Source organism: Streptomyces lavendofoliae, from assembly GCF_014649735.1.
In the GTDB taxonomy this organism is placed as follows: domain Bacteria; phylum Actinomycetota; class Actinomycetes; order Streptomycetales; family Streptomycetaceae; genus Streptomyces; species Streptomyces lavendofoliae.
The window spans coordinates 98036-123299 of the sequence record NZ_BMTP01000001.1 but is presented as its reverse complement, the minus strand read 5'-3'; the positions used below and the strand labels follow the sequence as shown (position 1 = coordinate 123299).

Here is a 25264-nt window from a genome sequence, read left to right as displayed (position 1 = left end):
GGCACACCCTCAGGGGCATCGCGTCGCTCTGACGATTACACTGGCCGGGTGCCTCAACTACGTCTCGCCCTGAATCAGATCGACTCGACCGTCGGCGATCTCGCCGCGAACGCCGAGGCGGTCGTCCACTGGACCCGGCACTCCGCCGAGCAGGGAGCGCACCTGGTCGCGTTCCCCGAGATGGTGCTGACCGGCTACCCCGTCGAGGACCTGGCCCTGCGGTCGTCCTTCGTCGAGGCGTCCCGCGCCGCGCTGCGGGCGCTGGCCGCGCGGCTCGCCGAGGAGGGCTTCGGGGAGCTCCCGGTGATCGTCGGCTACCTGGACCGCTCGGAGAAGGCCCAGCCCCGGTACGGCCAGCCCGCCGGCGCGCCGCGGAACGCCGCCGCGGTGCTGTACGGCGGTGAGGTGGTGCTGACGTTCGCCAAGCACCACCTGCCGAACTACGGGGTCTTCGACGAGTTCCGGTACTTCGTGCCCGGTGACACGCTGCCGGTCGTCCGGGTCCGCGGGGTCGACGTCGCGCTCGCCATCTGCGAGGACCTGTGGCAGGAGGGCGGTCGCGTCCCGGCCGCCCGCAGCGCGCACGCCGGTCTGCTGGTGTCGATCAACGCCTCGCCGTACGAGCGGAACAAGGACGACGTCCGCCTGGAGCTGGTGCGCAAGCGCGCCCAGGAGGCCGGGTGCACCCTCGCGTACCTGGCGATGATCGGCGGTCAGGACGAGCTGGTCTTCGACGGCGACTCGATCGTGGTGGACAAGGACGGCGAGGTCGTCGCGCGGGCGCCGCAGTTCGCCGAGGGCAGCGTGGTGCTGGACCTCGACCTGCCGGCCGCCTCCGCCGACGCGCCGACCGGCGTGGTGGACGACGGGCTGACCATCCAGCGGGTGGTCCTGTCCGAGGAGCCGCTGCCGGCGTACGAGCCGGAGCTGACCGGGGGGTACGCGGAGCGGCTGGACGACGACGAGGAGGTCTACACCGCGCTGGTGGTGGGCCTTCGCGCGTACGCCGCGAAGAACGGTTTCCGCTCGGTGCTGATCGGTCTGTCCGGCGGCATCGACTCGGCGCTGGTCGCGGCGATCGCCTGCGACGCGCTGGGCGCGCAGAACGTGTACGGCGTGTCGATGCCCTCGAAGTACAGCTCCGACCACTCCAAGGGCGACGCGGCGGAGCTGGCCCGCCGCACGGGCCTGAACTTCCGCACCGTGCCGATCGAGCCGATGTTCGACGCGTACATGGGCTCGCTCGGTCTGACGGGGCTCGCGGAGGAGAACCTCCAGTCGCGGCTGCGCGGCACGATGCTGATGGCGATCTCCAACCAGGAGGGCCACATCGTGCTGGCGCCGGGCAACAAGTCCGAGCTGGCGGTGGGCTACTCGACGCTGTACGGCGACTCGGTCGGCGCGTACGGGCCGATCAAGGACGTGTACAAGACGACGGTCTTCCGCCTCGCGCGCTGGCGCAACCGGGCGGCCGGGGAGCGGGGCCAGACCCCGCCGATCCCGGAGAGCTCCATCTCCAAGCCGCCGAGCGCCGAGCTGCGCCCCGGCCAGGTCGACACCGACTCGCTGCCGGACTACGACGTCCTGGACCGGATCCTGGAGCTGTACGTCGACCGCGACCAGGGCAAGGACGCGATCGTCGCCGCCGGCTTCGACGACGAGCTGGTGACGCGGACGCTGCGGCTGGTGGACACGGCGGAGTACAAGCGGCGCCAGTACCCGCCGGGCACCAAGATCTCGGCCAAGGGCTTCGGCAAGGACCGGCGCCTGCCGATCACGAACCGCTGGCGCGAGACGACGGCGAACTGACGCTCCGCCCGGTGAGGGGGCTTCCCGCGACGACCCGGGAGGCCCCCTTCGGCGTACGGTCCAGGAGCCCGGCCGTGACGGCGACCGCCAGGCCCACCACCGCCAGGGCCGCGCCGACCAGCGTCGGCGAGGTCCAGCCTTGGCCGGCGGCGATGGCCGCGCCGCCGAGCCAGGCGCCGCCCGCGTTGGCGAGGTTGAACGCCGAGTGGTTGGAGGCGGAGGCCAGGGTGGGGGCGTGCCGGGCCTTCTCCATGACCAGCATCTGGAGCGGGGTGGTGGTCATGAAGCCGACCGCGCCGAGCAGGACCACCAGGACCAGGGCGGCCCACTGCACGTGCATGGTGAGGCGGAACGCGACCAGGACGAGCGCGAGCGCGGCGAGCGACCCGTACAGCGTGGGCCGCAGCGCCCGGTCCGTGAGCGGGCCCGCGACCAGGGCGCCGAGGGTCATCCCGATACCGAAGAGGGCGAGGACCAGAGTGACGGCCGACTCGCCGAAGCCCATCACCTCGGTGGTCATCGAGGCGAGGTACGCGTAGACGGCGAAGACGCCGGCGAAGCCGAAGACGGCCGTCAGCAGTCCGAGCAGCACCTGCCGGTCGCCCAGCGCCCGCAGCTCGCGGCCGAGGCTTTGGCGCCCGTCGAGGGGCACGTACGGGACGAGCCGGGCGAGCGCGGCCATGGCGGCCAGGCCGATCGCCGTGACCACCAGGAAGGTGGCGCGCCAGCCGAGGTGCTGGCCGAGCAGGGTCGCGGCGGGGACGCCCACGATGTTGGCGACGGTCAGGCCGAGGAACATCGTGGCGACCGCGCGCGCCTGCCTGCCCTCGCGCACCAGGCGGGCGGCGACGACCGCGCCGACGCCGAAGAACGCGCCGTGCGGCAGTCCGGCCAGGACGCGCGCGGCGACGAGGGTGCCGAAGCCGGGCGCGAGGGCGGAGGCGAGGTTGCCGACGGTGAAGAGCGCCATCAGCAGCAGGAGCATCCGCTTCCGCGGGACGCGGGAGCCGAGGGCGGTGAGCAGCGGGGCGCCGACGACGACGCCGATCGCGTACGCCGAGACCAGGTACCCGGCGGTGGGGACGGAGGTGTGCAGGTCGTCCGCGACGTTGGGCAGCAGGCCCATCATCACGAACTCGGTGGTGCCGATGCCGAAGGCGGCTATGGCCAGGGCGAGCAACGCCAGGGGCATGGGGCAGTGCCTTTCACGAACGCGAGGTTAAGTTCCCTATCGGAACAAAGGGTCTCACGTCGCTTGTTCCCCGGAGTGAACGGAGAATTGCCGCCCCGTGTCGGAACCGGGGGCCGGAGCGTGACGCGCGCCGGTCCGGGCCGGAGCGTGACGCGCGCCGGTCCGGGGTCGGAGCGCGACGCGCGCCGGTCCGGTCAGAGCGTGACGCGCGCCGCGATCGGCAGGTGGTCGCTGTCCGTCGCCGGAAGCGTCCACGACGCCACCGGCTCGACGCCCTTCACCATGATCTGGTCGATCCGCGCCAGCGGGAAGGCGGCCGGCCAGCTGAAGCCCATGCCGTCCCCGGCCGCCCCCTGCGTGGAGCGCATCTGGGAGGTGACGGCGTTCAGCGACCGGTCGTTCATCGTGCCGTTGAGGTCCCCGAGCAGGATCACCTTGTCCAGGTCCTCGCGGACGATCGCCTCGCCCAGCGCGTCGGCGCTGTCGTCACGCTGGTTGGCGGTGAACCCGGCGTTCAGCTTGACCCGCACCGACGGCAGGTGGGCGACGTAGACGGCGACCTCGCCCTGCGGCGCGGTGACGGTGGCCCGCATCGCCCGCGTCCAGCCCAGCCGGATGTCCACGGGCCGGCTGTCGCCCATCGGGTGCTTGCTCCACAGGCCCACCGTGCCCTGCACCGAGTGGTACGGGTAGGTGTCCGCGAGCGCCCGCTCGTACACCGGGACCATGCCGGGCTTGAGCTCCTCCAGGGCCACCACGTCCGCCCCCGACCCGGCGATCCGGCGGGCCGTCCCCTCGGGGTCCGGGTTGTCAGCGTTGACGTTGTGCGAGACGACCATGAGGTCGCCGCCGGCGCCCGACTTGTCGGTGACCAGCCCGCCGAAGAAGTTGAGCCAGAGCACCCCCGGCAACAGGGCGGCGACCAGCGCGGTGGCCGAACGCCGCACCACCGCGGCCACGACGATCACCGGGACGAAGACCCCGAGCCACGGCAGGAACGTCTCCGTCAGGCTGCCCAGATTGCCGATCTTGTTCGGGATCTGCGCGTGGAAGACCATCAGCAGCGCGAGGAGCACGGCGCACACCGCGAGGAGCGTGCCCCGGCGCCAGACACCGGGATCGTCGCGCCAGCGGTCGAGCACCGACCGGACCCGGGATCCGGTGCGCCGCTGCTCCCGCGCGCCGCCGTTCCCCGTCTCCGTCACGTCCACCCGCGCCATGCCGCCGTCCTCACTGCCTTGCTCGTCGTGCTCCGTCGTACGTCCCGCCCCGTCCGACCCTAGGGGATCACGGGACGGCCGTACTGCCACGAGGACGAAGAGGCGCCGCGGCGGGTTCCTGGGGTCACGGCCCCGGGGCGGGCTGTGACAGAACGCGCACAAACGGGCCCGGTGGCCGTCCACCCGCCGCTCGCCCGCCGTACACCGGCCGCCCACCCGGCACGCCGTCGCGGATGGCCGTGCACCCACTTCCCCCCACCCGGCACGAAGTGCCACCATGGATGCGGTCCGGGGACGCCGTGAGGGCGCCTCGAGATGACGAAGGAGCCGTTTCACATGACGCTTCAGGCTGCCCCGAAGCAGCCCGCCGACAGCGCCAAGGCGCTGTACGGCGGCAAGGGAACCCGCCGCATCACCGTGCTCGACCTCGCCGGCGCCAAGGAGCGCGGCGAGAAGTGGCCGATGCTCACCGCCTACGACGCGATGACCGCCTCCGTCTTCGACGAGGCCGGCATCCCGGTGATCCTGGTCGGCGACTCGATGGGCAACTGCCACCTCGGCTACGACACCACCGTGCCCGTCACGATGGACGAGATGGCCCTGCTGTCCGCCGCCGTCGTACGGGGCACCCGGCGTGCCCTGGTCGTCGGCGACCTGCCGTTCGGCTCGTACCAGGAGGGCCCCGTGCAGGCCCTGCGCTCGGCGACCCGCCTGGTCAAGGAGGCGGGCGTCGGCGCGGTCAAGCTGGAGGGCGGCGAGCGCTCGCTGCCGCAGACCGAGATGCTGGTCCAGGCCGGCATCCCGGTGATGTCGCACCTGGGCCTGACCCCGCAGTCCGTCAACACCATGGGCTACCGCGTGCAGGGCCGCGGCGACGAGGCCGCGCACCGGCTGCTGCGCGACGCCAAGGCCGCGCAGGACGCGGGCGCCTTCGCGGTGGTGCTGGAGCTCGTCCCGGCCGAACTGGCCGCCGAGGTCACGCGGTCCCTGCACATCCCGACCATCGGCATCGGCGCGGGCCCCGACACCGACGCGCAGGTCCTGGTGTGGACCGACATGGCCGGCCTGACCGGCGGCAAGGTGCCGCGGTTCACCAAGCAGTACGCGGACCTCCGGCAGACGCTCGGTGACGCGGCGCGCGCGTTCGCCGGCGAGGTGGTCGGCGGAACGTTCCCGCAGGAGGAGCACACCTTCCACTAGCCACTCCCGGTACGGACGACGGCCCGCCGACTTCCCCCATCGGCGGGCCGTCGGCGTGTGGGAAGGTGCGGGCCCGCGGCGTAGCCTGGAAGTGGACTCGGGGGTCTCCCACACCCGCCCGGGAGGCGGTAGACATGCCCGGAATCGTGCGCAAGAACTTCGACTCCGCGGACGAGACCCGGCCGTTCGAGGACGGCAAGGGCAGACTCGACCTGGTGAACACGGACAAGGGCCCGGTGGGCCGGGCCGTTTTCGAGCCGGGATGGCAGTGGAGCAAGCACATCAAGCCCATCGCCGGCACCGACAGTTGTGAGGCATCGCACGCCGCTTACGTCATCAGCGGCCGTATGAAGGTCGTCATGAACGACGGCAGCGAGGGCGATGTGGGTCCCGGTGACTACTTCTCCGTCGAGCCCGGCCACGACGCCTGGGTCGTCGGGGACGAGCCGTGCGTGGTGGTCGACTGGGCCGGCTTCGCCAACTACGCCGCTCCGGCCGGGTCCGCTTCCTGACCCGTAGGCGATCTGTCGGTGGTCCGTCGGCGCTCCCTCCCCGCTGTCGGTGAGATGTCGGTGGCGGCTGGTGTCATGAGGGCATGACACGATCCGACACCAACGCCGTCGAGGTACGAGGCCTCGTCAAGCACTACGGCGCGACCAAGGCACTGGACGGGGTGGACCTCGACGTGCGCGAGGGCACCGTCCTCGGCGTGCTGGGCCCCAACGGCGCCGGCAAGACCACCCTGGTGCGCTGCCTGTCCACCCTCATCGTCCCGGACGCCGGGACGGCCAGGGTGGCCGGCTACGACGTCGTGCGCCAGCCCCGCCAGCTGCGCCGCACCATAGGACTGACCGGACAGTACGCCTCCGTCGACGAGAAGCTGTCCGGCTGGGAGAACCTGTACATGATCGGGCGGCTGCTCGACCTGTCCCGCAAGGACGCCCGGCGCCGGGCCGACGAGATGCTGGAGCGGTTCTCCCTGACGGAGGCCGCCAAGCGCCCCGTCATGACGTACTCCGGCGGAATGCGCCGCCGTCTCGACCTGGCCGCCTCCATGATCGGCCGCCCCGCCGTCCTCTACCTGGACGAGCCGACCACCGGTCTCGACCCCCGGACCCGCAACGAGGTCTGGGACGAGGTCCAGCGGATGGTCGCCGAGGGCGTGACCGTCCTGCTCACCACCCAGTACATGGAGGAGGCCGAACGGCTCGCGCACGAACTCACCGTGATCGACCGGGGGCGGGTCATCGCCGGCGGCGGCGTCGACGAGCTGAAGGCGAAGGTCGGCGGCCGCACCCTCAGGATCCGGCCGGTCGACCCCGGCCATCTGCCCGCGATGGCACGGGCGTTGGACGACAGCGGGCTGACCGGCGTCGCCGGGGTGACCGTCGTCCCGGACGAGGGCCTGCTGAACGTACCGATCCTCAGCGACGAGCAACTCACCGCGGTCATCGGGGTACTGGCGGCGCGGGGCTTCGGCATCGCGCACATCGACACCCACCTGCCCAGCCTGGACGAGGTGTTCCTGGCCATCACCGGCGAGAAGACGTCCTCCGCCGAGTCCGACACGATCCCCGAGGAGGTCGCCGCATGAGCGCGGTGACGACGACGGCGCCCTCCGAGGGGCGCATCGGCCTGCGGGCCAACGCCCGCCACATCGGTGCCCTGGTGCGCCGCAACGCCCTGCAGATCAAGCAGGACCCGGAGTCGATGTTCGACGCGGTCCTGATGCCGGTCATCTTCATCCTGCTGTTCGTGTACGTCTTCGGCGGCGCCATCGCCGGCAAGGGCAACCAGGAGGACTACGTCAACTACGTGACCCCCGGCCTGATGGCGATGATGGGCATCAACATCGCCATGGCCGTCGGGACCGGCGTCAACGACGACTTCAAGAAGGGCGTGATGGACCGGTTCCGGACGATGCCGATCGCCCGGTCGTCCGTCCTCCTCGCGAAGATCGTCGTCGAGGTCGGCCGGATGCTCATCGCCACCACGATCCTGCTCGGCATGGGCTTCCTCCTCGGCATGGAGATCAAGACCTCGCTGCTGGACCTGCTGGCGGCGGTCGGCCTGTCGGTGGTCTTCGGCGCCTCCCTGATGTGGATCTTCATCCTGCTGGGGCTCACGATGAAGACCGCGCAGGCGGTCCAGGGGGTGGCCATGCTCGTGCTGATGCCGCTGCAGTTCGGCTCCTCGATCTTCGCCCCGCCGACGTCGATGCCCGGCTGGCTGGAGACGTTCACCGACTACAACCCGCTGTCGAACCTGGCCGACGCCGCCCGCAACCTGATCAACGGCGGGCCGGTCGCCCACTCGGTGTGGATGACGCTGGCCTGGGCGGCGGGCATCACGCTCGTCACCGCGCCGCTCGCGGTGGCCAGGTTCCGCAAGAAGACCTGAGCCTCACGGGCCGTCCAGCAGGGCGGCGGCCTCCTCGACGGTGAGGGCGCCGCCCTCGGCGTACCCGGCGTCGAAGGCGGTGTCCCCCAGGACCGCGCGGACGGCCCCCTCCGCGTCCTCCAGGTTCTCCCGCTCCATCGGGGTCCGTACGTACCCGGCCGGCAGCGCGGCGGCGTGCGCACCCAGCAGCAGCGCCGCCGTGCGCGCCCCCTCCGGGAAACCGAGGCCGGCCAGCGCGCGGGCGGCGGTGACCAGGTGGACGGCGGCCATGTGCGGGGCGATCATCAGCGACAGCGGCTCCCGGGAGTGCGCCAGGGCCCGTGTCACCCGGTCGAGGGCCGAGCCGTAGCGGCCGTCCAGGGTGTCCAGCCAGGCGTGGACGCCGTGCGTGAAGCCCTGGAAGAGGGACAGGGCGCCGGGGCGGAACTCCCCCGACAGCTCGTCGAGCTGCTCGCGGGCCTCGTCGGTGCGGCCGCTGCGGCCCAGGCGGAGGGCCAGGAACAACCGGGCGGCGGGCACCGCCTCGTGGCCGGCGGCGCGGCCCCGGGCGAGCACCTCCCGGAGGATCCGCTCCCCCTCGACGCCCCGCCCCGTCCCGTTCAGGGCCTCGGCGTACCGGACGCGCAGCAGCGAGATCTGGGCCTGCGCCCCGAGGCGCCCGGCATGGTCGATGGCCGCCGCGTAGTCCTCGGCGGCGCCCGTGCAGTCCCCCCGGCGCTCGCGGGCCTCGCCCCGCGCGGACAGCGCCTCGGCCGTGCCCCAGGTGTCGCCGAGCCGGCCGAAGACCTCCAGGCTCTCGTCGGCGTCGCGGTACGCGTCACCCGCCCACTCGCTCCGGTTGGCCAGCACATTGGCCCTCATCTGGAGGACGTTGGCCAGTTCCCACTCGTAGCCGTACGCGCGGCACGCCTCGACGGTGTCGTCCAGCAGGCCGCGCAGTTCACCGGCGTCGCCGGTGAGCAGCACGGCGTACCACCACAGGGTGCCGGGCATGCGGCAGGTCTGCGGCAGACCGGGGCGGTAGGCGCTCCTGATCCGGCGCGCCAGCTCCAGGCCCTCCGGGGACGTCCAGACGGTCGTCCGGTGGTCCATGCTGGCCAGCTGCACCAGGCGCACCCCGCGGCGGGCCTCCATGAGCTGCTCGGCCTCCATCGGCGGCGGGGCGTCGGTGCAGCGCTCGGTCAGTGGAGGGGCGGGGACGACGGGCGGGTCGAACGGGTCGGGGCCGAGCGCGGCGGCGGCGTCGGCCCAGTGGAGGGCGTCGGTGCGCAGGTCGCGCATGCTCCAGTACCAGACCAGCGACAGCACCAGGCACAGCGCCTCCTGCTCGTCGCGGGCGGCGACGGCGCGGCGCAGCGCGGTGCGGAGGTTCTCGTACTCCAGCTGGAAGCGGGCCAGCGCGGCGCGCTGGCCGGGGCCGCGCAGCTCGGGGTCGCCGGTGCGGGCCAGCTCCCGGTAGTGGACGAGGTGGCGCAGCTCGGCGTCCGCGCGGTCACCGGCCTCGTCGAGGCGCTCGGCGGCGTACTCGCCGACCGTCTCCAGCAGCCGGTAGCGCATGTCGCCGTCGGGGGTGGGGGCGGCGACGACGAGCGACTTGTCGACCAGGGAGGCGAGGGCGTCGAGGACGTCGGGCGTCTCCGGTCCGCCGCAGACGGCCTCGGCGGCGTCCAGGTCGCAGCCGCCGGAGAACACCGACAGCCGCCGCAGCACCGCCCGCTCGGGCTTGTCGAGCAGGTCCCACGACCAGTCGACGACCGCCCGCAGCGTCTGCTGGCGCGGCAGCAGGGTGCGGCTGCCGCTGGTGAGGAGCCGGAACCGGTCGTCGAGCCGGTCGGCGATCTGCCGGGGGGTGAGGGTACGCAGGCGGGCGGCGGCCAGTTCGATGGCCAGCGGCAGGCCGTCCAGGCGGCGGCAGATCTCGGCGCACGCGCCGGGGTCGGCGGCCACGTCGAAGTCCGGCCGGGCCGCCGCGCCGCGCTCGGCGAGCAGCCGCAGCGCCATCGGGTCGGGCAGCGGGTCGACGGGGCGCACCGTCTCGCCGGGGACGCCGAGGGGTTCACGGCTGGTGGCCAGGACGGTGAGCCCGGGGCACTCCCCCAGGAGCCGCTCGGTGAGCGCGGCGGCGGCGGCCACGACGTGCTCGCAGTTGTCGAGCAGGAGCAGCATCCGCCGCCCGGAGCAGTGCTCGGCGAGCCGTACGAGGGCGTCGCCGGCCTCCCCGTGCCGCTCGGCGGCCCGCAGTTCCTCGGCTCCGGCGCCGCGCAGCACGGTCTGGCGCGCCCCGAGGGCGGTGAGCACGGCGTCCGGTACGGCGTCGGGGTCGTCGACCGGCGCGAGTTCGGCCAGCCAGACGCCGTCGGGCCACACCGCGCAGCCGCGTTCGGCGGCCTCCTGCGACAGCCGGGTCTTCCCGGCGCCCCCGGGTCCGAGCAGCGTCACGAGCCGGGCCCGCCCGAGGTCGTCGAGAACGGTCCCGATGTCCTCCTCGCGCCCCACGAAACTGGTCAGCCGCGCCCGCAGGTTGCCGGGCGCGGGGGCGGCCACGGGGGCGGACGCGGTCCGGGTAGCGGACGCGGTCGCGGAGCCGCCGGGCGCGAGGCCGGGTGCGGGGCCGCCGGGTGTTCCGGCCCCGGTCACGGGGTCGGGGCCGGGGCCGGGATCGATTGCCGCGCCGGCCCCCGGGCGGGCGGTCGCGGGCGCCGGGCGCGGGGTGGGCGAGGGTGCGGGGAGGGGCGTTCCGGCGAGGAGTTCCGCGTGCAGGGCGCGCAGCTCGGGTCCCGGGTCGGTGCCCAGCCGGGTGGCGAGGTCCTGGCGTACCGCCTCGTACGCCGCGAGGGCCTCGGCCGCGCGGCCGGCCGCGCGCAGGGCGCGCACGCGCAGCGCCTGGAGCGGCTCGTCCAGCGGCGACCCGCCGCACAGGGCCGCCAGCTCCGGCAGCGCCTCCTGTGGGCGCCCCAGGTCCAGCAGGGCGGTGAGCCGGTCGCGGCGGGCCTCCAGGCGGCGGGCCTCCCAGCGGGCCGCCTCGGCCGCCCGGTCGGGCAGGTCCGCGAGCGGCGCGCCCCGCCACAGCGCCAGGGCGCCGTCCAGAGCGGTCAACGCCGCGGCCGGGTCGCCCGCCTCACGGGCCCGCGCCCCCTCGGTGGCGAGCCGTACGAAGCGATGCAGGTCCACGTCGTCGGCGCCGGCGCCGAGCCGGTAGCCGCCGGGCGCCGAGACCACCGCGTCCGGCCCGAGCGCCCTCCGCAGCCGGCCCACCAGCGCCTGCAGGGCGGCCCGCGCGTCGGCGGGCGGGCCGCTCCGCCACACCTCCTCGATCAGGAGCCCGGTCGGCACGGTCCGCCCGGCGCGCAGCGCCAGCACCGTGAGCAGCGCGCGCAGCCGCGCCCCGCCCACCGGTACGGCGGAGCCGTCCGCGCGGTGGACCTGCGTGGGACCCAGTACGGAGATGCGCACCGCCCCATTCTCCTTCCCTCCGCCGCTCGCACGGCGTCCGGTACGGTCGACCGGTCCGCACACGCCCGCCCCACCCCCAGGAGCGCCGCCCATGGCCACCGCCACCTCCCGCACCGGCGACCGGAGGATCAGCCCCGTCTTCCTCGGGATCGCCGCCGTCATGGCGGTCACCGGATGGGCGGTGTGGACGGGGTTCTCGGCCAACCCGGGCCTCGCCGTCTTCCTCTTCGTGACGTCCGGGTGGATCGTCTCGCTCTGCCTCCACGAGTACGCGCACGCCCGCACCGCCCTGCACGGCGGCGACATCTCCATCGGCGCGAAGGGCTATCTGACCCTCAACCCGCTGAAGTACACGCACGCGCTGCTGAGCATCGTGCTGCCGGTGCTGTTCGTGATCATGGGCGGCATCGGCCTGCCCGGCGGCGCCGTGTTCATCGAGCGCGACCGCATCCGGGGCCGGTGGAAGCACAGCCTGGTCTCGGCGGCCGGACCGCTGACGAACGTCCTGTTCGCCCTGGTGTGCACCGCCCCGTTCTGGCTGGGCTCGCTGGACGGCGTGCCGTTCGGTTTCCGCTTCGCGCTGGCGTTCCTGGCGCTGCTCCAGGTGACGGCCGCGATCCTGAACTTCCTGCCGGTGCCGGGCCTGGACGGCTACGGGGTGATCGAGCCGTGGCTGTCGTACAAGGTGCGCCGCCAGGTCGAGCCGTTCGCCCCGTTCGGGCTGCTCGCGGTGTTCGCGCTGCTGTTCGTGCCGGAGATCAACCACGCCTTCTTCGGGCTGGTCGACACGGTGCTGCACGCGCTGGGCGTGCAGGATGCCGAGACCTACTGCGGGCAGCAGCTGTACCGCTTCTGGCAGGGGGAGAACGTCTTCTGCGGGGACATCGTCAACCGGTGACCTTGGCGCGGCGGTGGTAGTACCACGCCATGTTCGACGAGACGCCGGCCAGCAGCACCCAGACGATGCCCAGCCAGGTGCCCTGGACGAAGGAGACCACCGCGGCGGCGACGGCGAGGACGCAGACGGCGAGGGCGTACAGCGCGAGGCGGGGCATGGGGGACGGCTCCTGTCCGGGTGGCGTGCGACGTGCCCGTCCAGTGTCCCCCATGCGCCTCGGCCGTCAGACGTCGGTCACGCGCAGACCGGCGTGGACCTTGTAGCGGCGGTTGACCGAGATCAGGTTGGCCACCAGCGACTCCACCTGGTGGGCGTTGCGCAGCCGGCCCGCGAAGACGCCCCGCATACCGGGCACGCGGCCGGCGAGGGCCTGCACGATGTCGGTGTCGGCGCGCTTCTCGCCCAGCACCATCACGTCCGTGTCGATCTCCCGCACCGACTCGTCCTGGAGCAGCACGGCCGACAGGTGGTGGAAGGCGGCCGTGACCCGCGACTCGGGCAGCAGGGCGGCGGCCTGCTCGGCGGCGCTGCCCTCCTCCGGCTTCAGCGCGTAGGCGCCCCGCTTGTCGAAGCCGAGCGGGTTGACGCAGTCGACGACGAGCTTGCCGCGCAGTTCCTCGCGCAGCGCCTCCAGGGTCGCGGCGTGCCCGTCCCAGGGCACGGCGACGATCACGATGTCGCTGCGCCGCGCGCACTCGGCGTTGTCGGCGCCCTCGACGCCCGCGCCCAGCTCGGCGGCGGCGGCCTCGGCGCGCTCCGCGGCCCGGGAACCGATGATCACCTTCTGGCCGGCGCGGGCGAAGCGGAGGGCGAGGCCGCGGCCCTGGTCGCCGGTGCCGCCGAGGACACCGACGACGAGCCCGGAGACGTCGGGGAGGTCGTACGGATCAGTAGTCATGGGCCCGACATTACGTGGCGGCCCCCCGTACGGGTGACGCGACGCCGAACGCCCGCGCGGCGCCCCGGGGGAGGGGCACCATACGGCGCCATGGATGCCGTACGAGTCGCGTTGCTGCGCGAGGTGCTGGACGGTACGCAGTGGCCCGCGGCGGCCCGCCGGTTCGCCGGGGTGCTGCGCTCCTCGGTGGTACCGCGGGGCGGCGGGCTGCTGCTGGTGGGGACGGAGCGGTACGAGCCGTGGCACCTGGCCGCGCACCTGGTGGACGAGGCCGCGTGGTCGGGGCGCCCGGAGCTGGCGCCCACGCTGGTGCGGCACCGGGCGCGGCCCGCCGGCCCGGCGCACCTGGCGGTGGGCCTCGGACGGCTGGAGGCGGCCGGGCGGGGCGAGACGCTGATGGTGGTGGCGCCGGAGCGGCCGGACGACGCCCTGCTGGAGCGGGTGCACGACGCGCGGCGGGCGGGCGCGACGGTGCTGTCGCTGGACGGCGGGGACCGGGAGGTGCACGGGCTGGCGCACGAGGCGCTGACCGTGACGGAGGCCGACGACGTGGACCTCGACATGGTGCAGCACCTGGTGAGCGCGGCGGCCGGCGAGAACACCCTGCCGGCCGCCCGGCCGGGCCGCCGCCGCTTCATGGACCGGCTGGCGCGCCTGACCGACCACCTGACGGCCCCGCCGCCGCAGCGCTGGTAGCCCGGCGGCCCCACCGCCCCGGCCCGCCCGGGCGCCCCGGCCCGCGCCGCGAGCGCGGGGCGCGTACCGCCCCTCCCCGCTCCCCCGTGGGGCGCCGCGAGCCTCAGGGTGTGTCGTCCTTGGGCGCGTCGTGCCACTTGGGGTCGGTCTCCCACCGGAGGTTCCGGTCCCGGGCGGTCTCCATGGCGTGGGCCGCCTCCTCACGCGTCGCGTACGGCCCGAAGCGGTCCGCGGCGCGGCACTCGGGGCCCTCCTCGACCTTCCCGTGTTTCAGGCAGTAGTACCACTCGCCCGCCTTTCCGGCGGTGCGCCTCTTGAACAGGGCCATCTCGGCTCCTTCCTCTGTCGCAAGGGTGCCCCCGCGACGCCTGGTTAGACTCGCTGGCATGTCTGGCCAGTCGCTGCTCGTACCAGGGGAACTGTCCCCCACCCGTTCCGTTCCCGGATCCATCCGCCGCCCCGAGTACGTGGGCAGGCCCGCCCCTGCGCCGTACACCGGTCCGGAGGTGCAGGACGCCGACACCATCGAGCGGATGCGGGTCGCGGGCCGCATCGCCGCCCGGGCGATGGAGGAGGCCGCCAAGCACATCGCGCCGGGGGTGACCACCGACGAGCTGGACCGGGTCGCGCACGAGTACATGTGCGACCACGGCGCCTACCCGTCGACGCTCGGCTACCGCGGCTTCCCGAAGTCGCTGTGCGCCTCGGTCAACGAGGTGATCTGCCACGGCATCCCCGACTCGACCGTGCTGCGCGACGGCGACATCGTGAACCTCGACGTGACGGCGTACATCGGCGGCGTCCACGGCGACAACAACGCCACCTACCTCTGCGGCGACGTCGACGAGGAGTCCCGGCTGCTGGTGGAGCGGACCCGGGAGTCGCTCAACCGGGCGATCAAGGCGGTCAAGCCGGGACGCCAGATCAACGTCATCGGCCGGGTCATCGAGTCCTACGCCAGGCGCTTCGGTTACGGGGTGGTGCGCGACTTCACCGGGCACGGGATCAACTCCTCGTTCCACTCCGGGCTGATCATCCCGCACTACGACTCCCCGCACGCGACCACGGTCATCCAGCCGGGCATGACGTTCACGATCGAGCCGATGCTCACGCTCGGGACGCACGAGTACGACATGTGGGACGACGGCTGGACGGTCGTGACGAAGGACCGCAAGCGGACCGCGCAGTTCGAGCACACGCTGGTGGTCACGGAGGCGGGCGCCGAGATCCTGACGCTGCCCTGACGATCCGGGCTGGCGGCCACTTACCGACAGACCGTCGGGAACCGGTTGACTCGGGGTCGCCCCGGCAGGAAGATCGGCGGTATCGGCGGTTCCGGCCGCCCACCCCGTCCCCCCGGTCCCCGGAGGCCCGCCTTGGACGTACGCGGCACCGTCACCCCGTTCTCGACGCTCATCCGCACCGCCTCGCACCAGCAGCACACGGAGGCGGAGAACTCGACCTTCATGAGCGACCTGCTCGGCGGACGCCTCGGCGTGGACGCCTACGCCCGCTACACCGAGCAGCTGTGGTTCGTGTACCGGGCCCTTGAGGGCGCGGCCGAGGCGCTCCGGGAGGACCCCGTCGCCGGGCCGTTCGTCCAGCCGGAGCTGTTCCGCACCGCGGAGCTGGAGCGGGACCTCGCGCACCTGCGCGGCGCGGGCTGGCGTACCGCCGTGGCCCCGCTGCCCGCCACCGCCGCGTACGCCGCGCGGGTCGAGGAGTGCGCACGCACCTGGCCCGCGGGATACGTGGCGCACCACTACACGCGGTACCTCGGCGATCTGTCCGGCGGCCAGATCATCCGCGACAAGGCGGAGCGGACGTGGGGGTTCGCCCGCAAGGGCGACGGCGTCCGGTTCTACGTCTTCGAGCACATCCCGAACCCGGCCGCGTTCAAGCGGGCCTACCGCGAGCTGCTCGACCGGGTGGACGCCGATGACCTGGAGAAGCAGCGGATCATCGACGAGTGCCGGCGCGCCTTCGACTTCAACGGCGCGGTGTTCCGTCAGCTCGCCGACGAGTTCCCGCTCAGCGCCTGATCTCCCGTACGCGGCCGCCGAGCTCGATCGTGCCGTCGGGGCCGGGGGCCGTCAGCAGTTGGGAGCCCCGGCCCTGCGTGATGTTCAGCGCCCGCCCCAGCCGGGCGGTGAGCAGCAGCGCGGCGGCGCCCGTCGCCTCGTCCTCGTCGATGCCGTCGCCCCGCCCGGGGAAGGCCCGCGCCCGGATCCGGCCGGCCGCCTCGTCCTCCCACGCCCACGCGTAGATCCACTCGCCGGGCGGCGGCACGTCCAGCGCGTCCACCTCGCCGGCCGACGCGTACTGGCGCAGCGTCCGTTCCGGGGCCCACGCCGCGCGGGCCGTGATCCAGGTGAACTCGCCGTCGCTCCGGGCCCACACCTCGCCCGCCGGCGGGTTGAGCACCTCCAGGTCGAGCAGCCAGGCGGTGCCCACGAGGGGGTGCCCGGCGAAGGGCAGCCGCACGCCGGGGGTGTAGATGTCGACGACCCCGCGCTCGGGGTCGTCGACGAAGACGGTCTCGCTGAAGCCCAGCCGCTTGGCGAACGCCTGCCGGGACGCCTCGTCGGGGTGGGACCGTCCGTCGCGCACGACGCCGAGGGGGTTGCCGTGGCGGCCGTCACCCCCGCAGAAGACGGCGACCACGTCATATGCGGTGTTCACCCGGGCATTGAAGCACGCGGCGGGGCGCACCGGTCAGCGCCCGGACACCATCCGGCGAACCACCGCAAACGGCGGTGACCTGGATGGTGTTCCGGATGCGGCGCACCGCGCGGCGGCCGGCGAGGCGGGGTCGGTGGAGCCGCTCCGTGCCGGCGTACGGCGTGCACGACTTGCAGGAGGCGCGGTTCCTGGGCGGCCTGGCGGACAAGGCGTTCGACGTCAGCCCACCGTCCCGCCGGACTGGTACGGGACCCCGCTGAAGGGCGTCTGCAACTTCCGGCCCGACCCGACGGTCCTTCAGGCCACGGCGTGGGCGCTGGTATCTGGTCCCGGCGCTCGCGCTGTCCCTGTCCCCGGTAGGGTTCGGACGGTCAGTGGGGGTCGAGGAGCAGAAGGCAACCGATGAGAAGGCTGGGTCGGAGTCGGGCGGCGGGGCTCGTGGCGACGACGATGGCGGCGGTACTGGCGCTGACGGCGAGCGGGTGCGTGACGGTGCACGGCGAGCTGGAGGTCGTGCCGGCGGCGACGAAGGCCGAGGCCGCAAAGGCCCTCGCGGCGTTCACCGACGCGTACAACGCGGCCGACAAGGCCTTCGACCCGGCCCTCGACGCGGGCCGGGTCACCGGCGCGCTGGGGGCGATCAACCAGGCGGGGCTGAAGTCGCGCAGCATCACCAGCCCGGGCGGCAACCCCGCGCACCGGCCCCTGCGGCTCACCGACGCGCGTTACGTCATACCGAAGAAGGCCGGCTGGCCGCGCTGGTTCGTCGCGGACACCGACTCCAACCGGGACACCGACCGGGGCGCGGACGACGAGCGCTGGGTGCTGGTGTTCGTACGCAACGGGCCCGAGCAGCTGTGGGAGGTCGCCTACCTGCAGATCCTGGCCGCCGGCGGGGTGCCGGAGTTCGCGACGGACCAGGACGGGTGGGCACGGCCGGTCGAGCCGGACTCCGCCGCGCTGGCGGTGGCGCCGAAGAACCTGAGCGAGGAATACACCTCGTACCTCCACACCGGCAAGCCGGAACACTTCGCGGCCGGACCGCACACCACGGTGTGGCGGGAGGAGCGGGCGAGGGTCGCCAAGCGGCCGGGGCTGGCCACGCAGTACGTGGACCAGCCGCTGGACACCGGCGACTACGCGCCGCTGGGTCTGGCGACACGCGACGGCGGCGCCCTGGTCTTCTTCGCGACCCGGTTCTACGACCGGCAGGTGGCGGCCAAGGGCTACCGGCCGAAGGTCAGCCCCGAGGTGCGGGCCCTGATGACCGGCGAGGTCCGGAGCACCCTCACCAAGGAGTGGGTGTCCAGTCAGGCGGTGCTGGTCAAGCCGGCCGGTGCGGCGGCGGACCAGGTGACGGTCCTGGGCCGGCTCCAGGGTGTGACCTCGGCGACGGGTTCGTGACGCCCCGGCCGGTCAGCGGCTGAGCGGCCAGGCCACCGAGTGGTGGTCGTCCTGCCCCGCGTACCGGTCGGCGTGGCGCGCGCACGCGTCGGTGAGCGCCTCCAGCAGGGTCAGCGGGTCCGGCAGAGGGTGCTCCGGGCCGCGCACCCAGTCCACGCCCAGCTCGCCGGGGAGGCGGGCCGGCGGGACGAGGACGTAGGAACCCCGGCAGTGCCAGCGCAGCCCCGGGTGCTCGTCCATCGTCTCGGGGTGGCAGTCCAGCTCGCACGGCCACCACTCGTCCTCGTCCTCGGGGGTGCCGCGGGTGGCGGTGAAGAACAGCATCCGGCCGTCCCCGGACTCGGCGACCGGTCCGACGTCGACGCCCTCGCCGAGCAGCCGCTCCAACGCGGCGCGACCGGCCTCCAGCGGAACGTCGAGGACGTCGTGGACCATGCCGGTCGCGGTGATGAAGTTGGCCTGCGGCTGCCCCTCGGCCCACCGCTCGATCTGGGCGCGGTCGGTGGTGGACTGCGTCTGCCAGGCGAAGGACACGGGATGGCGGGCCGGGGTGGGACAGCCGACGCGCTCGCAGGAACATCGGTATCCGACGGGATACGCGGCGGGGGCCAGGGGCAGGCCGGCGGCGGCGACGGCCCGGAGCAGATCCTCGCGGCCCGGGGCCTCGACGGCGGCTTTCTTCGGACGCCGGCGCAGCCATTGCGCGAGTTTGTTCTCCGTGCCGCGGTAGCGGCCGATCCCGTCGCCCATCTATCCCCTCACACCTCTGCCGAGCCCTGCGGTCCCTGCCATCGTCCCACCATCCTGCGCCTTCGGTGACCCCAAGTACCCAACCCGACCGCGGTGACCAGGCCCCCGACCCCGCCGGGCCGGTGAAGATGGGGGCTTATGCGGTGATTCGCCCCCCGGTGCGGGCCGCGGGCGTGAGGAGCTCCACGCCGCACGCGGGCGGCGCGCGCAACGGCGCACGGGCCGGGCCGGGCGGGGTCACCTCGGGGCGAGGCCGCGCACGGCGTACTCCACGAGACTGTCGGCGTACGCGTGGGTCAGCGGCGCGGTGCGCAGCAGCCACCGGTGGGTGAGCGGGCCGACGAAGAGCTCCAGGGCGATGCGCGGGTCGACCTCCGGGCGGACCTGGCCGGCCTCCCGGGCGGCGGAGAGCCGGTCGACGTACAGCCGCAGCTGCGGCTCCAGCAGCTGTTCGACGAAGCGGGCGCCCAGCTCGGGGTCGACCACGCCCTCGGCGGCCAGCGCCCGGGAGGGGGCGTCGTACCCGGGGTCGTTCATCTCGTCGACCGTGGCCCGCAGCACGAGCTTCAGGTCGGCCTCCAGGTCGCCGGTGTCCGGGATCACGCTGTCCGCGTCGCCGCCGAGCGCCTCGCCGGCCCGGACGCCCAGGTCGACGAACGCCTCCAGCAGGACCGACGCCTTCGAGGGCCACCAGCGGTAGATGGTCTGCTTTCCGACCCCGGCGCGGGCGGCGATGCCCTCGATGGTGGTCCTGGCGTAGCCGACCTCCCCGACCAGGGCGAGGGCGGCGTCGTAGATGGCGCGGCGGGAGCGTTCGCTGCGGCGCGTGGAGTCGGGCGTCTTGGAGTCGGGCGTCTTGGAGTCGGATGCCTTGGTCTCAGCCATGCCGCTCAATCTAGCAGTCGGGCGAGGCGAGACGTATCGTCTCTTGACAAGACGATACGTCTCGTTCAATCTGGAGGACGTCAGAGACGGACACGGCCCGAACCGAAGGGAGCCCACCCATGACCCGTGGTGGAGCAGGAAACATGCTGGGCGTCGGCGGCACCCGCAGGAACCTCTCCCGCGACGCCCTGCGCGGCGGCGGCGGCAAACGCGCGGGCCGGGGCGTCGACCCGGCCGCGCAGAAGCGGGAGTTGCTGCGGAAACTGAAGGAGGGGCGTACGGCGCGCGGCGCCTGAAGAGCGCCGGCGTGAACTCACCCGTACGGTCCACTGCGCGAAGGCTCCTCACGGCGCACCATGGCAGGCACGCACAGATCGTGCGCCTGCCGTCCGTGAGGAGCCTTCCTTGCATCGTGACGCAACACCCCGCCGCTACCTGATGTGCCCACCCGCGCACTTCAGGGTGACGTACTCCATCAACCCCTGGATGGACCCCGCGAAGCCGGTCGACCTGCCGCTCGCCCTCACCCAGTGGGAGGACCTGCGCGACCGGTACCTGTCGCTCGGCCACACCGTCGAGCTCCTGGAACCCCGCGCCGACCTGCCCGACATGGTGTTCGCCGCCAACGGCGCCACCGTCATCGAGGGCCGGGTGCTCGGGGCCCGGTTCGCCTTCGCCGAGCGCGCCGCCGAGGCCGCGGCGCACCGGGCGTGGTTCCGCGCGCACGGCTTCACCGACGTGCGCGAGCCCGACCACGTCAACGAGGGTGAGGGCGACTTCGCGGTGACCTCGACGTACGTCCTGGCGGGGCGCGGCTTCCGCTCCAGTCCGCTGTCGCACGACGAGGCGCAGGAGTTCTTCGGCCGGCCGGTGATCGGGCTGGACCTGGTGGACCCCCGCTACTACCACCTGGACACGGCCCTGTGCGTCCTGGACGACGCGGCCGACGAGATCATGTACTACCCCGGCGCGTTCTCGCCCGGCAGCCGCTCGGTGCTGCGCCGGCTCTTCCCCGACGCCTTGATCGCCGAGGAGGAGGACGCGGCGGCGCTCGGGCTGAACGCGGTGAGCGACGGCAGGCACGTACTGCTGCCGCAGGCCGCGGTGGGACTGTTCCGGCCGCTGCGCGAGCGCGGGTTCGAGCCGCTCGGCATCGACCTGGGCGAGCTGCTCAAGGGCGGCGGCAGCGTGAAGTGCTGTACGCAGGAGCTGCGCGCCTGACGGCCGCACGGGGGCCGGCCCACGCGGCCCGGCCCCCGTGCGCTCCGGTGCGCGCGGTCAGTCGTCGAGAACGATCCGGAACCGTGCCAGGTCCGCCTTGACGAAGGTGATCTCTGCCTCGCCCTCGGCGTCGTCGTACTTCCCCGTACCCCCGGTGACGGCCGAGTTCCCGCCGTGCGGGAGGCGGCCGACGCGGTCGATCGAATCGCTCAGGCTGATGCTGCCGTCGTCGGTGCGCAGCACGCGGTGGCACAGGGCGACGTACCCCTGGCGGGTGAGGTCGGCGACGCTGCAGTGCGACGAGATGTCGCCGATCTTCTTGCCGGGCTTGCCCTTCGTGTTGGTGTACAGGTGGCCGTGGGTCGTCCAGTCGGCGCCGACGCGCAGGCGTTCCGGCCTGGTGTCGGACCGCTTGACGGCGAGCCAGTCGAGCACCGTGACCGAGTCCTTCGGCGTGGGCTTCGGGGCCGCGTCGGCGGTCACGGTCAGCGCGCCGGTGGCGAGCACCGCGGTGGCGGCGGCCAGGAGGCCGCGGGTCAGGAGCCGGGCGCGGGAGCGGGTGCGCGGCATGGAACCTCCAGTGTGTGAGGAGCGGGAACGAGCCCACCCCAACTCCACCGCGGTACCCGGGGCAATGGCCACGGGCACGAGGTCACCCGCGTGGTCGCGCACTGTCACCCCGTCAGCGGGGCGGCCACTCGTCCCCCCAGGCCGCGTCGCGGGCGGCTTTGTAGAGCGTGCCGTGCCGCTTGGCGACCGTCTCGCGGCGCAGCCCGTCGTCCTCGGTGCACAGCTCCAGCAGGACCTGGCCCTTGCGGATCTGGGGCCTTCGGGTGACCCGGGCCGGGGCCGGGACGACGGGGAAGCGGGTCGCCGCGACATAGGCGAACTTCTCGTCCTCGTACGCGAGGGAGCCGCCCTTCACCTGGCGGTGCAGCGAGGAGCGGCTGACCCGGGTGGCGAAGTGGCACCAGTCGGTGCCCGGCTCGATGGGGCAGGCGCCGCTGTGCGGGCAGGGCGCGGCGACCGTCAGTCCGGCGGCGATCAGCAGGTCGCGGGCGGCGATGATCCGCGCGTAACCGTCGGGGGTGCCGGGTTCGACGATCACGACGGCCCGCGCGGCGCGGGCCGCCTCGGTGACGAGGGCGGTGCGGTCCCGTTCGGTGAGCTCGTTGAGGACGTACGACACGGTGACGAGATCGGTGCTCTCGACGCGGAGCGCCGCGCTGATGCGGGAGCGCCGCCACGCCGCGGCCCGGAGCGAGGGGATGCCCGACGCGGCCGCCAGCTCGCGGCCCAGCGCGAGCGCCGGCTCGGCCCAGTCGAGCACGGTGGTGCGGGCCGAGGAGCCCCACGCGTCGGCGACGGCCCAGCTCGCGGCGCCCGTCCCGCCCCCGATGTCGGTGTGCGTGTCCGGCGCCCAGCCGGGAGCCGCCGCCCTGAGCGCGTCCAGCGCCGCCCGTACCGCCTCGAACGTCGCGGGCATCCGGTACGCGGCGTAGGCGGCGACGTCCGACCGGTCCCGCAGCACGGGCGCTCCGGTGGGGACCGTCCCCCGGTAGTGGGAGATCAGCCGGTCGACGGCTTGCGCCGCCTGCGTCGGCGGGAGCCCGTCGAGCAGCCCGGCGAGGGCGCCGCGCAGGGCTTCCGCGGTGGAGGGGGAGGCGTTCACCGATCCATCGTAGGCGGGCGGGCGGCGCGCTCCGGAACGGCCGGCACCGGCTCCGGCCCCCCGTCGCGCGAACGGCCCCGGCGGGTCCGGCAGTTGCTACGCTGGCCGCCCGTCGGCCGGGGTGGGGGGACCAGGGACCATGGGGCACAGGATCACGGGCAGGGCGCTGGCGGCCGGCGCGACCGTCCTCGCGTCACTGGCCCTGCTCGCCGGCTGCGGCTCCGGCGAGGAGCGCGCCGCCCCCTCGCGGGGCGCCGCCCGGTCCACGGCCGGGGGCACGGCCCCGGTCACCCGGCTCACCGTCCCCGACGCGTACGACACCTCGCGCGGCTGGGAGGTCACCGGCCCGTCACCCGACTTCGTCACCGTCCCCGGCAGCGGCCTGGTCGCGTACCTGGAGCGCGTCGACGGCAGCCGGTACCGCCTGCGCACCCTCGACGCGCGCACCGGCCGCCCCGGCTGGACGGGCCCGGCCTGGCGCCCGCTCGGCGACCCGGCGGCCGTCCCCGGCCTGCTGGCCCCGGCCAAGGACGGCCGGGGGTTCCTCGTCACCTGGTCGTACGGAAGGACCGGTGGCGACCCGCTGACGACGGCCGACAGCCTCGTGTCCCTGGACCTGTACGACGCGGCCGACGGCACCCGCCGGCGGGTGGAGGTGCCCTGGGCCGACGTGCCGATAGTGACCGGCACCGGGCCCGGCGTGCTGATCAGCGACGGGCGGGCACGGAGCGCGGTCGTCGCCCCGGACACCGGCGAGGTGAGCACCCTCGCGCCGCAGCGCCTGGGCTACCCCAAGGGCTGCGCCGACTGCCGGCGGCTGACCGCCGTACGCGGGGTCACGCCCAAGGGGCTGCTGGTGAGCGGCGCGCGCGGGTTCTGGGTGCCGGGCGGCTGGGCCGGCCGCGACCGGGCGCCCGCCGGCGCGGACCCGGCGAGCGGGGTGCCCGCGTCGCTGACGTCCGGCCACGTCCTGGCCCGGTGGCGGGGCGCGAAGGGCACGGCGCGGGCGGCCACCCACGACATCTGGGCGGTCCACGAGTCGGGGACGGGCCGGCCGCTGGTGAAGGCGGAGTGCCGCAGGCCGGCGATCGAACCGGGCGAGTACCCGCAGGCGGTGGTGTCGCCGGGCGGGCGGTACCTGATCGCGGGGAGCCTCGCGTTCGACCTCCACGCCCGGACCGGCCGCTGCTTCGAGGAGGCGGACGGTTCGAAGCCGCTGACGCTGACCACCGTCTCGGACGCGGGCGTGGCGTACGGCGCGAGCGCGGCCCGCGGGGCGGTGGACGCGCTGAACGGCGGGGGCGACCCGGTCGCGGTCGACCTCGCGACCGGGGACCCCGAGGCGCTCGCGCCGAACGTGCGGCTGCCGGTGGCGGAGGTGGCCGGGGTCGGCGTCTTCCGCTGGACGGACGCGCGGGACCGCGTCCACCTGACGGGTCACCCCCGGCGCCGCTGACCGTCCGGCCGGCGGGCGGTCACTCCGGGCGCGGCCGGGGGTCCTGCCGCCGCTGCCGCCACGGGCGGCACAGGCCCAGGAAGCAGGCGACCGCGCCCAGCGCGCACACCAGCTGCACCACGGCCATCGGGACCGCCGTCGCCTCGCCCGCGATGCCCACGAGCGGGGAGGCCACCGCGCCGACCAGGAACGAGGAGGTGCCCAGCAGCGCGGAGGCCGAACCGGCCGCGTGCGGGGTGCGCATCAGGGCCTGCGCGTTGGTGTTGGGCAGCGCCAGGCCCATCGCCGACATCAGCACGAACAGGCCGGCCGACACCGGCACCAGCCCCACCTCGCCGAGGGCGCCGCTCGTCATCAGCAGCAGCGCGGCGGACGCCAGGGTGATCGTCGCCAGACCGAAGCCGAGCACCTTGTCCATGCTGACGCGTCCCACCAGCAGCTTGCCGTTGATCTGGCCGACCGCGACGAGCCCGACGGAGTTGACACCGAACAGCAGGCTGAAGGTCTGCGGCGAGGCGCCGTAGATCTCCTGCACCACGAACGGGCTGGCCGAGATGTACGCGAAGAGGGCGGCGAAGGCGAGCCCGCCCGCGAGCATGTAGCCGGAGAACACCCGGTCGGCGAGCAGCCCCCGCATCGTCCGCAGCGCCTCGCCGACCCCGCCGCCGTGCCGCCGGGCGGGCGGCAGGGTCTCCCCGAGCCACTTCCAGACGACGAGGGTGAGCAGGACGCCCACCACGGTGAGGGCGTAGAAGACCCCGCGCCAGTCGGTCACCCGGAGGATCTGGCCGCCGATGAGCGGGGCGACGATCGGGGCCGCACCGGAGATCAGCATGAGGGTGGAGAAGAACCGAGCCATCTCGACCCCGTCGTACAGGTCGCGCACCACCGCCCGGGCGATCACGATCCCGGCCGCGCCCGCGAGCCCCTGGAGCAGCCGGAAGGCGATGAGCAGTTCGGGGCTCGGAGCCAGGGCGCACACGGCGGTGGCGGCGATGTACACGAGCATGCCCACGAGCAGGGGGCGGCGGCGCCCCCACCGGTCGCTCATGGGGCCGACCACCAGCTGGCCGAGCGCCATGCCGGCGAGGCAGGCGGTCAGGGTCAGCTGGACGGTGGCGGCGGGGGCGCGCAGTGCCTGGGTGACCTCCGGCAGGGCCGGGAGGTACATGTCCATGGACAGCGGCGGGAGCGCGGTGAGCCCGCCGAGCACCAGCGTGACCAGCAGCCCCGCCCGCCGTGTGGCGGCCGGCGCGGTGCCGGGGGCCGGCGCGGTGCCGGGGGCCGCGGCGGGGGCGGCGGCCGTGGGGCCGGGCCGGTCGACGGGCGCGGCGGGGGCCGGGGGCGCGGCCTTCGGGTGCTCGGTCGGTATGTGTCCTGGTGTGCTCGGGCCGCTTTCCGGCATCTCATCTCCTGGTGGTCGGGGCC

At 74.1% G+C, this 25264-nt stretch carries 24 protein-coding genes and 2 pseudogenes; 14 read left to right on the top strand and 12 right to left on the bottom strand.

What is annotated here, in order from left to right; genetic code table 11:
* The first annotated feature begins 48 nt into the window (after window positions 1-48).
* Window positions 49-1809, top strand: coding sequence for an NAD+ synthase (locus IE109_RS00635; protein WP_189548406.1), 1761 nt, complete (start codon window positions 49-51; stop codon window positions 1807-1809).
* Here IE109_RS00635 and IE109_RS00630 read toward each other — a convergent pair.
* Window positions 1775-3001 (bottom strand): MFS transporter, encoded by a 1227-nt coding sequence (locus IE109_RS00630; protein ID WP_189548405.1) that lies wholly within the window; start codon window positions 2999-3001, stop codon window positions 1775-1777. The genes IE109_RS00635 and IE109_RS00630 overlap by 35 nt on opposite strands.
* Window positions 3002-3195: 194 nt before the next feature.
* Complete coding sequence (locus IE109_RS00625) at window positions 3196-4221, bottom strand: endonuclease/exonuclease/phosphatase family protein (protein WP_189548404.1); 1026 nt, start codon at window positions 4219-4221, stop codon at window positions 3196-3198.
* A 336-nt stretch (window positions 4222-4557) separates the two neighbouring features.
* Here IE109_RS00625 and panB point away from each other — a divergent pair, with 336 nt between their 5' ends.
* The 4 genes from panB to IE109_RS00605 all read left to right on the top strand — a co-directional run bounded on the left by panB (window position 4558) and on the right by IE109_RS00605 (window position 7821).
* On the top strand, window positions 4558-5421 hold the full coding sequence (panB, locus tag IE109_RS00620) for a 3-methyl-2-oxobutanoate hydroxymethyltransferase (RefSeq protein WP_189548403.1): 864 nt from the start codon (window positions 4558-4560) through the stop codon (window positions 5419-5421).
* A gap of 134 nt (window positions 5422-5555) precedes the next feature.
* Window positions 5556-5933 carry a cupin domain-containing protein gene (locus tag IE109_RS00615; RefSeq protein WP_189548402.1) on the top strand — a complete coding sequence of 126 codons (378 nt, stop codon included), beginning with the start codon at window positions 5556-5558 and terminating at the stop codon, window positions 5931-5933.
* 83 nt (window positions 5934-6016) lie between these two features.
* On the top strand, window positions 6017-7015 hold the full coding sequence (locus tag IE109_RS00610) for an ATP-binding cassette domain-containing protein (RefSeq protein ID WP_189548401.1): 999 nt from the start codon (window positions 6017-6019) through the stop codon (window positions 7013-7015).
* Window positions 7012-7821: an ABC transporter permease gene (locus IE109_RS00605; RefSeq protein ID WP_189548400.1), complete on the top strand. Its 810-nt coding sequence runs from the start codon at window positions 7012-7014 to the stop codon at window positions 7819-7821. Before IE109_RS00610 ends, IE109_RS00605 begins: the two co-directional genes overlap by 4 nt.
* Before the next feature lie 3 nt (window positions 7822-7824).
* Here IE109_RS00605 and IE109_RS00600 read toward each other — a convergent pair whose 3' ends face one another.
* Entirely contained in the window at window positions 7825-11274 is a 3450-nt protein-coding gene (locus tag IE109_RS00600) for an AfsR/SARP family transcriptional regulator (RefSeq protein ID WP_229890405.1), read from the bottom strand.
* Between the two features lie 91 nt (window positions 11275-11365).
* Between IE109_RS00600 and IE109_RS00595 the strand changes: the two genes are divergently transcribed.
* On the top strand, window positions 11366-12172 hold the full coding sequence (locus tag IE109_RS00595) for a site-2 protease family protein (protein ID WP_189548398.1): 807 nt from the start codon (window positions 11366-11368) through the stop codon (window positions 12170-12172).
* On the opposite strand, the gene IE109_RS00590 is transcribed toward IE109_RS00595, so the two are convergent.
* Entirely contained in the window at window positions 12162-12383 is a 222-nt protein-coding gene (locus IE109_RS00590) for a hypothetical protein (RefSeq protein ID WP_189548397.1), read from the bottom strand. The two genes, IE109_RS00595 and IE109_RS00590, sit on opposite strands and share 11 nt — an antisense overlap.
* 12 nt (window positions 12384-12395) lie before the next feature.
* A complete protein-coding gene (gene npdG, locus IE109_RS00585; RefSeq protein WP_189548396.1) occupies window positions 12396-13070 on the bottom strand; it encodes an NADPH-dependent F420 reductase in 675 nt (224 codons plus the stop codon).
* Window positions 13071-13160: 90 nt separating this feature from the next.
* On the opposite strand from npdG, the gene IE109_RS00580 reads away from it, so the two are divergent.
* Window positions 13161-13766 (top strand): hypothetical protein, encoded by a 606-nt coding sequence (locus tag IE109_RS00580; RefSeq protein WP_189548395.1) that lies wholly within the window; start codon window positions 13161-13163, stop codon window positions 13764-13766.
* 103 nt (window positions 13767-13869) lie between these two features.
* Here the strand turns inward: IE109_RS00580 and IE109_RS00575 are convergent, their stop codons facing one another.
* Window positions 13870-14094 carry a hypothetical protein gene (locus IE109_RS00575; RefSeq protein ID WP_189548394.1) on the bottom strand — a complete coding sequence of 75 codons (225 nt, stop codon included), beginning with the start codon at window positions 14092-14094 and terminating at the stop codon, window positions 13870-13872.
* A 58-nt stretch (window positions 14095-14152) separates the two neighbouring features.
* On the opposite strand from IE109_RS00575, the gene map reads away from it, so the two are divergent.
* On the top strand, window positions 14153-15010 hold the full coding sequence (gene map, locus IE109_RS00570; protein WP_189548393.1) for a type I methionyl aminopeptidase: 858 nt from the start codon (window positions 14153-14155) through the stop codon (window positions 15008-15010).
* A gap of 132 nt (window positions 15011-15142) precedes the next feature.
* The gene (locus tag IE109_RS00565; protein ID WP_189548392.1) at window positions 15143-15808 is read left to right on the top strand and encodes a biliverdin-producing heme oxygenase; all 666 of its coding nucleotides are present in this window, start codon (window positions 15143-15145) and stop codon (window positions 15806-15808) included.
* On the opposite strand, the gene IE109_RS00560 is transcribed toward IE109_RS00565, so the two are convergent.
* The gene (locus IE109_RS00560; RefSeq protein ID WP_189548391.1) at window positions 15798-16448 is read right to left on the bottom strand and encodes a PhzF family phenazine biosynthesis protein; all 651 of its coding nucleotides are present in this window, start codon (window positions 16446-16448) and stop codon (window positions 15798-15800) included. The genes IE109_RS00565 and IE109_RS00560 overlap by 11 nt on opposite strands.
* 146 nt (window positions 16449-16594) lie before the next feature.
* Between IE109_RS00560 and IE109_RS32905 the strand changes: the two are divergent.
* Window positions 16595-16870, top strand: a pseudogene (locus tag IE109_RS32905) (iron transporter); the annotation flags it as partial.
* A complete protein-coding gene (locus IE109_RS00555; RefSeq protein WP_189548390.1) occupies window positions 16851-17852 on the top strand; it encodes an SCO2278 family lipoprotein in 1002 nt (333 codons plus the stop codon). The pseudogene IE109_RS32905 and the gene IE109_RS00555, both read left to right, overlap by 20 nt.
* A gap of 12 nt (window positions 17853-17864) precedes the next feature.
* Here IE109_RS00555 and IE109_RS00550 read toward each other — a convergent pair whose 3' ends face one another.
* Both IE109_RS00550 and IE109_RS00545 read right to left on the bottom strand, forming a co-directional pair.
* The gene (locus IE109_RS00550; RefSeq protein WP_189548389.1) at window positions 17865-18602 is read right to left on the bottom strand and encodes a bifunctional DNA primase/polymerase; all 738 of its coding nucleotides are present in this window, start codon (window positions 18600-18602) and stop codon (window positions 17865-17867) included.
* A gap of 237 nt (window positions 18603-18839) precedes the next feature.
* Window positions 18840-19487 carry a TetR/AcrR family transcriptional regulator gene (locus IE109_RS00545; protein WP_189548388.1) on the bottom strand — a complete coding sequence of 216 codons (648 nt, stop codon included), beginning with the start codon at window positions 19485-19487 and terminating at the stop codon, window positions 18840-18842.
* 119 nt (window positions 19488-19606) lie between these two features.
* Here IE109_RS00545 and IE109_RS00540 point away from each other — a divergent pair, with 119 nt between their 5' ends.
* Both IE109_RS00540 and ddaH read left to right on the top strand, forming a co-directional pair.
* Window positions 19607-19783: a DUF6243 family protein gene (locus tag IE109_RS00540; protein WP_189548387.1), complete on the top strand. Its 177-nt coding sequence runs from the start codon at window positions 19607-19609 to the stop codon at window positions 19781-19783.
* Between the two features lie 82 nt (window positions 19784-19865).
* Window positions 19866-20708 (top strand): annotated as a pseudogene (gene ddaH / locus IE109_RS00535) (dimethylargininase); the annotation flags it as partial.
* Window positions 20709-20765: 57 nt separating this feature from the next.
* On the opposite strand, the gene IE109_RS00530 reads toward ddaH, so the two are convergent.
* Window positions 20766-21278 (bottom strand): hypothetical protein, encoded by a 513-nt coding sequence (locus IE109_RS00530; RefSeq protein ID WP_189548385.1) that lies wholly within the window; start codon window positions 21276-21278, stop codon window positions 20766-20768.
* Between the two features lie 112 nt (window positions 21279-21390).
* On the bottom strand, window positions 21391-22380 hold the full coding sequence (locus tag IE109_RS00525) for a small ribosomal subunit Rsm22 family protein (protein ID WP_189548384.1): 990 nt from the start codon (window positions 22378-22380) through the stop codon (window positions 21391-21393).
* Window positions 22381-22519: 139 nt separating this feature from the next.
* Between IE109_RS00525 and IE109_RS00520 the strand changes: the two genes are divergently transcribed.
* Window positions 22520-23836 (top strand): hypothetical protein, encoded by a 1317-nt coding sequence (locus IE109_RS00520; RefSeq protein WP_189548383.1) that lies wholly within the window; start codon window positions 22520-22522, stop codon window positions 23834-23836.
* A gap of 19 nt (window positions 23837-23855) precedes the next feature.
* Here the strand turns inward: IE109_RS00520 and IE109_RS00515 are convergent, their stop codons facing one another.
* Complete coding sequence (locus tag IE109_RS00515; protein ID WP_189548382.1) at window positions 23856-25241, bottom strand: multidrug effflux MFS transporter; 1386 nt, start codon at window positions 25239-25241, stop codon at window positions 23856-23858.
* Window positions 25242-25264: the final 23 nt, after the last annotated feature.

Coding starts and splice junctions, on each gene's coding strand:
- IE109_RS00615 (WP_189548402.1), top strand. CDS start 5,556: ATGCCCGGAATCGTGCGCAAGAACTTCGACTCCGCGGACGAGACCCGG.
- IE109_RS00540 (WP_189548387.1), top strand. CDS start 19,607: ATGACCCGTGGTGGAGCAGGAAACATGCTGGGCGTCGGCGGCACCCGC.
- IE109_RS00575 (WP_189548394.1), bottom strand. CDS start 14,094: ATGGCCCTGTTCAAGAGGCGCACCGCCGGAAAGGCGGGCGAGTGGTAC.
- IE109_RS00545 (WP_189548388.1), bottom strand. CDS start 19,487: ATGGCTGAGACCAAGGCATCCGACTCCAAGACGCCCGACTCCAAGACG.
- IE109_RS00595 (WP_189548398.1), top strand. CDS start 11,366: ATGGCCACCGCCACCTCCCGCACCGGCGACCGGAGGATCAGCCCCGTC.
- IE109_RS00550 (WP_189548389.1), bottom strand. CDS start 18,602: ATGGGCGACGGGATCGGCCGCTACCGCGGCACGGAGAACAAACTCGCG.
- IE109_RS00515 (WP_189548382.1), bottom strand. CDS start 25,241: ATGCCGGAAAGCGGCCCGAGCACACCAGGACACATACCGACCGAGCAC.
- IE109_RS00630 (WP_189548405.1), bottom strand. CDS start 3,001: ATGCCCCTGGCGTTGCTCGCCCTGGCCATAGCCGCCTTCGGCATCGGC.
- IE109_RS00580 (WP_189548395.1), top strand. CDS start 13,161: ATGGATGCCGTACGAGTCGCGTTGCTGCGCGAGGTGCTGGACGGTACG.
- IE109_RS00530 (WP_189548385.1), bottom strand. CDS start 21,278: ATGCCGCGCACCCGCTCCCGCGCCCGGCTCCTGACCCGCGGCCTCCTG.
- map (WP_189548393.1), top strand. CDS start 14,153: ATGTCTGGCCAGTCGCTGCTCGTACCAGGGGAACTGTCCCCCACCCGT.
- npdG (WP_189548396.1), bottom strand. CDS start 13,070: ATGACTACTGATCCGTACGACCTCCCCGACGTCTCCGGGCTCGTCGTC.
- panB (WP_189548403.1), top strand. CDS start 4,558: ATGACGCTTCAGGCTGCCCCGAAGCAGCCCGCCGACAGCGCCAAGGCG.
- IE109_RS00610 (WP_189548401.1), top strand. CDS start 6,017: ATGACACGATCCGACACCAACGCCGTCGAGGTACGAGGCCTCGTCAAG.
- IE109_RS00590 (WP_189548397.1), bottom strand. CDS start 12,383: ATGGGGGACACTGGACGGGCACGTCGCACGCCACCCGGACAGGAGCCG.
- IE109_RS00520 (WP_189548383.1), top strand. CDS start 22,520: ATGGGGCACAGGATCACGGGCAGGGCGCTGGCGGCCGGCGCGACCGTC.
- IE109_RS00625 (WP_189548404.1), bottom strand. CDS start 4,221: ATGGCGCGGGTGGACGTGACGGAGACGGGGAACGGCGGCGCGCGGGAG.
- IE109_RS00555 (WP_189548390.1), top strand. CDS start 16,851: ATGAGAAGGCTGGGTCGGAGTCGGGCGGCGGGGCTCGTGGCGACGACG.
- IE109_RS00605 (WP_189548400.1), top strand. CDS start 7,012: ATGAGCGCGGTGACGACGACGGCGCCCTCCGAGGGGCGCATCGGCCTG.